This window comes from Fundidesulfovibrio sp. (assembly GCF_058402725.1).
Genome location: NZ_JBZVFJ010000035.1, coordinates 19,686 through 28,364, shown reverse-complemented (window position 1 = coordinate 28,364; position 8,679 = coordinate 19,686). Strand labels below are relative to the sequence as shown.

Genomic DNA, 8,679 nt, shown 5'->3' with positions numbered 1-8,679 from the left:
GATCCCCCCAGACCCCGCAATTGCTTCGCGGGCTTCACCGGGTATGCCGTCGTGTCCGGGGTCTGTCCGCCCCTGCGCGCGCACCTTACTTTCGCCAGCGGGCGCGGTCCTCTTCCGGCAGGAGGTGCAGGTAGGGTTCCACGGCTTTGGGGCCTCCGCGTTTGTGGAGGAGGAAGAGCAGGTTGGGGAGTGTCTCGGGGAGGCGGAATCCTGCGTCCACGAGGGTTTTGAAGGTGTCGGCGGCTTGGGTTTCGCGACCGAGCCGCCAGAGGGCGTATGCCGAGCCCAGGGTGGCTTCGGAGGCGAGGCCCTGGTCCTTGGAGCGTTGTGATTTCGCGAAGAGCGCCAGGGCGTCGGCGGGTTGTCCGGCGTTGAGGTTTTCCCAGCCCTGGTTGATGTTTTCCATGTCCAGGGGGATGGAGGCGCGTCCCTTGTTTCGCCCCATGGCGGTGCTGGGGGGCGCTGGTTCGTAGGGTGAGACGAGGGTGCCGGAGGCGTCGCGCTGGACGGTGGCCTCGGGGCTGCCGGGAGCTGGAGTTGCTTTTTGATCCAGGGGGGCGCGGACGGCGCGGTCGGGTGCGGGGTCCCGGATCACGGTTGGCTGGGCGTGGGCGGTTGCGGCCGCGAGCGTGACGGCCCCCGCCAGGGCCAGGGCGCGGCGCAGCGGATTGCCTGCGCGGTGTTGCTCTGGTAGAGGCTGCGCTGCTTGTACGATGGCATCAACCGTGCGCCGGAGGGCGCGAAGAGTCCCTGAAATGAAAAAGTACCTGTTCTGGGCGTTCATCGTCATCCTGAATGCTGCCGTGGTGGCTGGAGCGGCGGCGTTGTTTTTGTCGCGATACCAGGTGGTGGTGTACAAGAAGCAGTCCTCCGAGTTCCTTCGCCAGATGGCCGAGGCCAAGACTCCCGAGCGACAGGACGCCGGGGGGCCGCGCAGCGTGGGGCTCGACGAGTTCGACTACCGGCGTCCGCATCCCTACGCAGGGTTCAAGCCGTCTCCGTCGGTGGAGGCCCGTTCGTCCACAGGGCCGCTGCGCATCGCCACCAATTCGCTGGGCCAGCGCTCGCCGGAGTTGCCGCCGGTCAAGGAGCGTCCCCGGGTGGCCATGGTGGGCGGGTCGGTGGCCTTCCAGGGCACCACCAACGACGACGCCATCGTTGCGCGGCTGGCCCGTCTGCTGGGCGAGTCGGGCCTGAGGGCGGACTATGTGAACGCCAGCACCCTCTCCTTTATTTCCAACCAGGAGCTCGCCATCCTGGTCCAGGACCTTCTGGAGCAGAAGATCGACGTGCTCGTCTCCTTCGACGGCTTCAACGACATCCACCACGCCATGTACTACAACGGCCGGGTGGGCTGGCCCCCCATGCGCTGGGACGACCTGGGGGCCGAGTCCAGCAAGCACATGAACCAGATGGCCCCGTCCTACTACCCGCCCGTGAAGGCCGAGATGGCCAACACGCGGCCGGACCGCGTGCAGGCGGCGCTGGAGAACTACCTTGCCAACGTGGGCCGGATGGCGTCCATCTGCCAGGCCTTCGGCATCCGCTACGTGGCCTGCCTGCAGCCTCTGAAGGGTTTCGACCCGGCCGTGTGCTCGCTCTCGGACCGCATCAGCAACGAGCTGGGCTCGCGGGACTATTTCTACTGCCAGGCCGGGAAGGCCTTCGCCGCCTGGCAGGCCGAGCGCCGGTCGGGCGCGGTGTACCTGAATCTGGCGAACTTCTTCGCCGCGCGCCAGGAGCTCTTCACCGACGACTGCCACTTCACCGACGAGGCCAACGAGCTGGTGGCCAAGCGCCTCCAGGAGGCCCTCGCGGTCGGCTGGGGCTGGCCGCAAACGTCCCAGGCCAAACCCTGACGGGCCGTCGACCGCGAACCGTGCGAGCTTGCGGGCTCCGGACGTTGCCGCGTCCGGAGCCTTTCGCGTTTCGCGGCGGACGGCCGGGAATCCGGCACTGCGCACCGCACGGGGAGAGCCCGCGAGGACAGGCGTTCCTTCCCGGCAGGGGGTTCGTGCCGACGGGGCCGCGTCATCATCCGCGCCGGGCGCGGAAGACCCTGAGCACGCGCCAGGAGGCGTAGGCGAACAGCGCGAGCAGCCCGGCCACCACGCCCAGGGAAATCCAGGGATAGGTGTTCACCAGGATGGTGAGCTTGGGCGACACGCCGATCCTGCCGATGTAGTAGCTCTCGCCCACGTCCAGGGTCACGGCCTTGGGCTGGACCGAGGCGAGGTCCACCATGGCCATGTCGCCGTCGAGCTTGGAGCGCACGGCGGGCTCCCAGAGCCTGGAGGCCAGTGCGGCCACGTCGGCGGGGGTCGCGCCGGTGAAGAGGGTCACGGTGTCTTCGGTGGAGCCGGGGGCCTTGAACTGGGTCACCACGCCCTTGCCAGGGGTGAGGGACGCGCCGGTGCGCACGTCGGCCCAGAGGGAGCTGGTCACTTCCATGTGCTTGCGTTCCGGCTCCCAGAGGAAGGGCAGGTATTTGGCCCAGAGGGGGGCCTTGTGGGAGGCTGCATCGTCCGCGCGGGCCTTGGGCCGGGGCATCTGGGGATAGGGTCGCGCTCCCTGGGGGAGCAGGGAGAAGGGCGCGGCGCTCACAAGGGGCTTGGGCAGGGAGTCCACGGGGCCGACGGCGAGCACGTTGCCCTTGGCCTCGGGGCCGAAGCTCACGTCCAGGCCGAGGGGGGGGAGGCCGGTGCGCTGGGCGGCCTGGGCGGTCAGGTTCACGGCGGCGCGCACCGTCTCGGGGGACTTGTCGCCCAAAAGCAGGGTGGAGCCGCGCAGGTCGGCCCAGCGGGCGTAGGGGAAGGCGTCCTGGTAGAGGAGGGCGAGGTCGGGCAGCCTCACGAAGAGGGGCAGGTCCGGGAAGGTGAGGGTGGAGTCGTCGTAGAGGGTGAGCAGCAGGTTCTCGGACTGATAGAACTCGCAGAGATTGGTCTTGAGGGGGTTGAGCACCGGGGTGAGGGTGAGCGTGTTGGCCCCCTTGTGCATGGCGAACACGGGCAGGTTGACGCGGTAGTCCAGGAAGGTGCCGCCCTTCACGTCGGCCAGGTGCACGCCGCCCACGTAGATGCCGTTGATGTGGATGGTGAGCACGGAGTCCTCGCGCATCCCGGGAGCGTAGGCCATGTGCAGGGAGAGGGCCACGTAGGCGTTGGGGTTGAGGTCGAGCCCGGAGGACAGGGTGAAAGGGATGTCCACGGGCGTGGCGCGGGCCTGGTCGGTGCGGAAGGTGCGCGTGGCGAAGCCCAGGGCGCGCAGGCTGTATTCCTTGTCCGGGCTCACGTTGCGGGCTGCCTCGAGCATGGCGGGCGCGGGGTCCGCCACCTTGGAGATGTCGGCCGTCGGGGTGTCGGGGAAAGGGAAGGAGAGGTAGCTGAAGGCGCGCACGGCCTTCTGGACGCCCTCGGGATTGCCGGTGAGCAGGATCACGGCGGTGTCCGGGTCCGGGACGCTCGTTCCGGGCCTGGGCGGTCCGGGCAGGATGGCCATGGCCGATTCGCCGGGCCTGGGGGCGGTCGCGCCCAGCAGGCGCTGGGCGAAGGTGGCGTCGCCGATGACGATGTTGTCGCATCCGGGCCGGAGGCGGTCGGACACGGTGACGCGCGCGGCCTGGTAGTCCATTCGCAGGGCCACGCCCGAGGCGGCCAGGGCGGCCTGCTTCACGGTCTGCTCGGAGACCTCGGCCACGGCCACGTGGACCTCCGCGCCCAGGAAGGAGCGGGGATCGAAGAGGAAGTCGGCCACGGCCGAGAGGCGCTGCGGCACCGGCTTGAGGGCGTAGGTGACCTCCACGGTGGCCTGGTCCAGTTCCAGGGTGGTCCACAGGGATTGGTGCTGGGGGTATTCGCAGAACTCCTCGGTGTAGCTCTGCACGGCCAGGAAGGAGCATTCGTTGTAGCCGGTGGGCAGGAGCGCGCCGGGGATGGGGATTTCCACGCGTCCCTTGGGCGATTCGGGGCGCAGTTCGATCTGGGCCAGGGTCTTGCCGGAGACGGCGAAGGTGAGCCGGGAGAGCCGGGGCAGGAGCGAGGAGGAGTTCACGTAGCCGAAGGTGAGCGCGGCGCGTTTCACCTCCCAGCGTTCGGGCACGGGGAGGGTGAAGGAGAAGGCCGCCGAGACGCCCCGCAGGGTGACGTTGCGCACGGGCGAGAGGCTCGTGAGGGGGAGTTTCACGGTGAAGGATCCGTCGGGGTTGCGCACGGGGTCGGGCACGGCGGCGGACGCGAGGTTCGCCGGGGTGTCGGCGGGCGCGGCGGCGGCCTGGAGGGGCGCGATGGCGAGGAGCGCCAGGGCCAGCAAGAGGGGGCGGATCATGGTTCTCTCCGTGCGGTCTGGGGCAGGACGACGCCAAGGGCGCGCGTGGCCAGGTCCCTGGCCAGGCGCGCCATCATGCGGCGGATGCCCTGGATGTTCTGGACGGTTCCCAGGAAGCTCTTGGCGATGAGGTAGTAGAAGCCCGTGAGGAGCCCCACGCGCTTGTTGAAGAGGCTGCGTGCGAAGTGGGCGAAGCGCGCCGAGTCGCCGTGGACGTAGGCCACCACGGAGGCCATGGCCTCGTCGTCGGGGATGATGAACTGGGTGCCCACGTAGTGCATGCCGCCCCAGGGGAAGATGCGTTCGATGCGCAGGCGGAAGGTGTAGGCGTGCCCGTAGGAGTCGGTGGCCTGGGCGGTGAGCTTGTCCCCGATGGCGTAGGGCGAGGCGTCGGCCAGGAGCATGCCCATGCCCAGGAGGGAGAGGTCGTAGAGGGCCGTGGGGGTCCAGTCGGGGGAGTCGGGGTCTCCCAGCATGACGAGGCCCTTGGCGCGAAAACGGTGGAAGCGCCTGATCTGACGCTTCTCCCAGACCACGCCCAGGCAGAGCATGAGCATCATGAGGTTGAAGAAGTTCCAGGCCACGGTGACGATGATGGCGTCGCGCTCCATGGGGTAGGCGGTCCATCGGTAGACGCCGAAGAGGAAGGAGAAGAGGCACACCAGAAGCATGAAATAGAAGGGCGCGGAGAGGTGCGAGAGGAAATCCGTCTCCAGGGCGACGCCCTTTGGAGTCACCTTGAAGCTGGGCTTGCGGGGGTTGAGCGCCACGGCCAGGATGGCCGGGAGCAGGTAGAAGCTCTGGATGGTCTCGAAGAGTTCGGAGAAGAAGGGATGGCGCACCTGCCCGAAGAGGTTGTTGGAGATCACGTAGCTGGCCAGCAGGTGGGGCAGGGCGTAGGCCACGATCTGGCTCATGGAGGCGTTGTACACGCGCAGGCCCAGGCAAAGGTAGAGAAAGGGCGAGATGAAGAAAAAGAAGCGCGCCACGCCGAAGAACCAGAAGAAGCAGGAGTTGAAGTAGCAGAGCTTCTGCTCGAAGGTGAGCCCCTTCTGCATCAGGGGGTTCTTGAGCAGGAAGATCTGCGTCATTCCCTGGGCCCAGCGGGAGCGCTGGAGGATGAAGTCCGCGAAGGTTTCGGGCGAGAGCCCGGAGATCATGGGCTTGTTGATGTAGACGGAGTTGAAGCCCTTGGCGTGCAGCCCCAGGGCGGTCTCGGCGTCCTCGGTGATGGTCTCGCCCGAGATGCCTCCCTGGGGTTCCAGGATGGACCGGCGCAGCACGGCGGCCGATCCGCAGAAGAAGGAGGCGTTCCAGAAGTCCAGCCCCAACTGCACGGCGCCGTAGAACATCTCGTTCTCGCCGGGGGAGTCCTGGGCGGTCTGCAGGTTTTTCTCCACGGGGGTGGGGTTGAGGAAATAGTGGGGGGTCTGCACCAGGAAGAGCTTTGGGTCCTTGAGGAAGAAACCCACCGTGTTGCGCAGGATGTCGCGGGTGGGCACGTGGTCGCAGTCGAGAATGAGGATGAGTTCCCCGGTGGTGCGCACGGGGGCGCAGGGCACGAGTTCGCCGTCCGGTCCCGGGGCGGCGCTCTCGTAGGAGTGGCCCATGAAGGCCGAGTTGATGTTGCCGGCCTTGGCCTTGAGGTTGCGCTCGCGGGTGAGGTAACGGATGCCCAGGTCGTCGCACATGCGGCGCAGTCGCTCGGAGCGGTCTCGGGCCTCCCAGGCGGCGGCGGGGTCGGGGTTGCTCTGCTTGGCCAGGGTTCCGCCGTCGTCGAGGATGTAGATGGCGAGCTTCTCGCGGGGGTAGTCGATGAGGGCGCAGGCCTGGGCCGTGAGGAAGATCACGTCGTCGGGCTCGTTGTAGGTGGGGATGAAGATGTCCACGGTGGGCCAGAGGGCCTGGTCCTCGGGCAGGGGGGCGGGTTTTCTGTCCAGCCGCCAGACGTTGACGAACATCCCCAGGAAATGAATGACCACACCGTAGAGCTCCGAGAGATAGAGCAGCATCATGCACGCGAAATCGGCGGGGCCGGTGAAAATGAGCGTCTCCGTGGTGCGAAACACCATGTAGCGCAGGGAGATGAAAACTCCCAGGGCAAGGAAGAACACCCGGAAGACCATGCCCAGGCGCGGCTCCGCCAGGCTCATGAGGTAGAGCGCGCCCGCCAGGCTCCAGCCCAGGACGCGCTGGTGGTCCAGCGTGAGGTGCAGGCCCGAGGCAACGCAGACGCCCACGGTGGAGAGCCCCATGGCCCAAAGCATGGCCGGGGGCAGGGCGTGGGATGGGGCGTCCGTGCGGTCGTTTTGCATGGGGGCGGTTTGTCGGGATCCTTTGGCGATTCACACCTTGGATAGACGAGTCGCGCCCTGAAGGGAAGAGGGCGTGTGCGCCGGGCTAGTCGCGCGGGTCCGTCAGGCTCGCCGGGGTGGAGGCCGCCGCTTCGGGCGGCGGGGCGAGGGGGATGGCCATGTAGAAGCTGCTCCCCTTTCCGGGTTCGCTTTGCACGTTCACCACGCCGCCGTGCAGCTCCACGATGCGGCGCACGATGGTCAGGCCCAGGCCGGCGCCCTGGGCGGCGCGGGTGTGGGAGGTGTCGGCCTGGTGGAAGGCGTCGAAGATGCGCGCGGTCTGGTCGTCGGGGATGCCCGGCCCCGTGTCCGTGACCTCGAAAAGGGCGCAGTTGCCCGCGCGCGAAACCCCCACGAACACGGAACCCGAGGGCGTGAACTTGATGGCGTTGTCCACCAGGTTGGACAGGGCCTGCTTCAGGCGCAGCGGGTCGGCGGCGATCTCCAGGGGGGCGGCCTCGAAGGTGAGGGCCAGGCCCTTTTCGTCGGCCTTCTCCAGGGCGGCGAGCACGGCCTCGCGCACCAGTTCGTCGGCCTGCGCGGGGGAGACGCGCAGCCTGGCCTGCCCGGCCTCCATGTCGGAGATGTCCAGAAGGTCGTTGATCAGCCCCAGGAGCCTGTTGGCGCTGTCCTCTATGTCCTGGGCGATGGAGGCGGCCACCTCGGGGCCGGGCATGTTGCCGCCGTCGGTGAGCAGGGCGATGTTGCCCAGGATCACGGTGAGAGGCGTGCGCAGTTCGTGGGAAACGATGGAGAGGAAATCGCCCTTGACGCGGTTGGCCTCCTCGGCGGCGCGCCGGGCCAGGGCCTCGGCGCGCTCGGCGGTGCGCCGGGCGGTCACGTCGCGGGCGATGGTGGACGCCCCCGCCACGCGGCCCTCGGCGTCCCGGATGGGGGAGAGGGTCAGGGAGACGATGAGCCGCTTGCCCGTCTTGTCCAGGCGTTCGGTCTCCACCCGCAGGGGGCCCTCGCCTTCGCGCAGGCGCTCGCGCAGGGTGGAGAACTCCGCCCTGCGTTCGGGGGGGACGAGCAGTTCGGCCAGGTCGCGTCCTAAAGCCTCGGCGGCGGTGTGGCCGAAAAGTTCGGCGGCGCCCTTGTTCCAGTAGGTGACCACCCCCGCGTTGTTCTCGCCCGTCACGGCGTCGCCGGTGGAGTCTACCAGGGAGGCCAGGTCGCGCACGCGGCGGAAGGCCTCCTTCTCGCGGGAGAGGTCGTGAAGGATGCCTACGAAGAAGCGCCTGCCATCTTCAGTTCCCTCGCCCACGGAGAGGTAGGCGGGGAAGGTGGTGCCGTCCTTGCGCAGGGCCGGCACTTCGCGCCCCAGGCCGATGACGCGCGGTTCGCCGGATTCGAGGTAGCGCCGGAGGTATCCGGCATGGGCCGAGCGGAAGGGCTCCGGCATGAGCACGTCCGCGGCCTGGCCCAGAATCTCCTGCCTGTCGTAGCCGAAGAGCTTGGAGGCGGCTCGGGAGAAGTCTTTGATGAGGTGGTCTTCTCCGACGATGACGATGGCGTCCACGGCGGCGTCCAGAAGAGCCTGGAGCCTGGCCAGGCCCGGGGGTGCGTCGCGCGAGGGAAGTTTCACGCGGTTTTTATGGCGTCAAACGGTGCGGAAAGCAAGGATTCGTGGAAAGTTTCGCCTTGCCTCTTGCCATGGGTTGTGGGGGGTGGTATGGGATGCGGGCAATCCTTCCGGTGAGAATTTCGGCGAACCGGCCGACTAGGTTTCTCAATATAATCAGCAGCTTAGGCCTTTTGTAATATATTTCACTTTCGGCTTGACGTCGGCTGGGTGTCTCGTTACATTCCTCACAAGCCGCTCGTCCGGGTGGCTTGAACCAGGAGGTTAACGGTGGGTGGGGGAAGCAGCATGAGGGTTCGTGAAATCGTTCGCTTGCGCGCTTGTCCCGCGTCCTCCGTGTCCGCGCCTGATCCGGTTTGAAGTTCTGCCCGGCCCCGACGTCACCGTCCGGCCGGGCGTCTTTTTCCCCTTCGGGGTGCG

5 protein-coding genes are annotated in these 8,679 nt (G+C 67.7%); 1 reads left to right on the top strand and 4 read right to left on the bottom strand.

Annotation, left to right across the window (positions count from 1 at the left end; genetic code table 11):
- Positions 1-85 precede the first annotated feature (85 nt).
- Entirely contained in the window at positions 86-595 is a 510-nt protein-coding gene (locus tag ACV4UX_RS06775; RefSeq protein ID WP_491592556.1) for a tetratricopeptide repeat protein, read from the bottom strand.
- A 160-nt stretch (positions 596-755) separates the two neighbouring features.
- Between ACV4UX_RS06775 and ACV4UX_RS06770 the strand changes: the two genes are divergently transcribed.
- Complete coding sequence (locus tag ACV4UX_RS06770) at positions 756-1,859, top strand: hypothetical protein (protein ID WP_491592555.1); 1,104 nt, start codon at positions 756-758, stop codon at positions 1,857-1,859.
- Positions 1,860-2,034: 175 nt separating this feature from the next.
- Here the strand turns inward: ACV4UX_RS06770 and ACV4UX_RS06765 are convergent, their stop codons facing one another.
- The 3 genes from ACV4UX_RS06765 to ACV4UX_RS06755 all read right to left on the bottom strand — a co-directional run bounded on the left by ACV4UX_RS06765 (position 2,035) and on the right by ACV4UX_RS06755 (position 8,262).
- Entirely contained in the window at positions 2,035-4,323 is a 2,289-nt protein-coding gene (locus ACV4UX_RS06765; protein WP_491592554.1) for a cellulose biosynthesis cyclic di-GMP-binding regulatory protein BcsB, read from the bottom strand.
- Positions 4,320-6,638, bottom strand: a complete 2,319-nt coding sequence (locus ACV4UX_RS06760; protein ID WP_491592553.1) for a glycosyltransferase family 2 protein — start codon at positions 6,636-6,638, stop codon at positions 4,320-4,322. The genes ACV4UX_RS06765 and ACV4UX_RS06760 overlap by 4 nt, the downstream gene beginning before the upstream one ends.
- A gap of 85 nt (positions 6,639-6,723) precedes the next feature.
- Positions 6,724-8,262, bottom strand: a complete 1,539-nt coding sequence (locus tag ACV4UX_RS06755; RefSeq protein WP_491592552.1) for a PAS domain S-box protein — start codon at positions 8,260-8,262, stop codon at positions 6,724-6,726.
- Between the last annotated feature and the right edge of the window lie 417 nt (positions 8,263-8,679).

What these genes read in the sequence shown, in the direction of transcription:
- ACV4UX_RS06770 (WP_491592555.1), top strand. Translation starts at nt 756, where the DNA reads ATGAAAAAGTACCTGTTCTGGGCGTTCATCGTCATCCTGAATGCTGCC.
- ACV4UX_RS06760 (WP_491592553.1), bottom strand. Translation starts at nt 6,638, where the DNA reads ATGCAAAACGACCGCACGGACGCCCCATCCCACGCCCTGCCCCCGGCC.
- ACV4UX_RS06765 (WP_491592554.1), bottom strand. Translation starts at nt 4,323, where the DNA reads ATGATCCGCCCCCTCTTGCTGGCCCTGGCGCTCCTCGCCATCGCGCCC.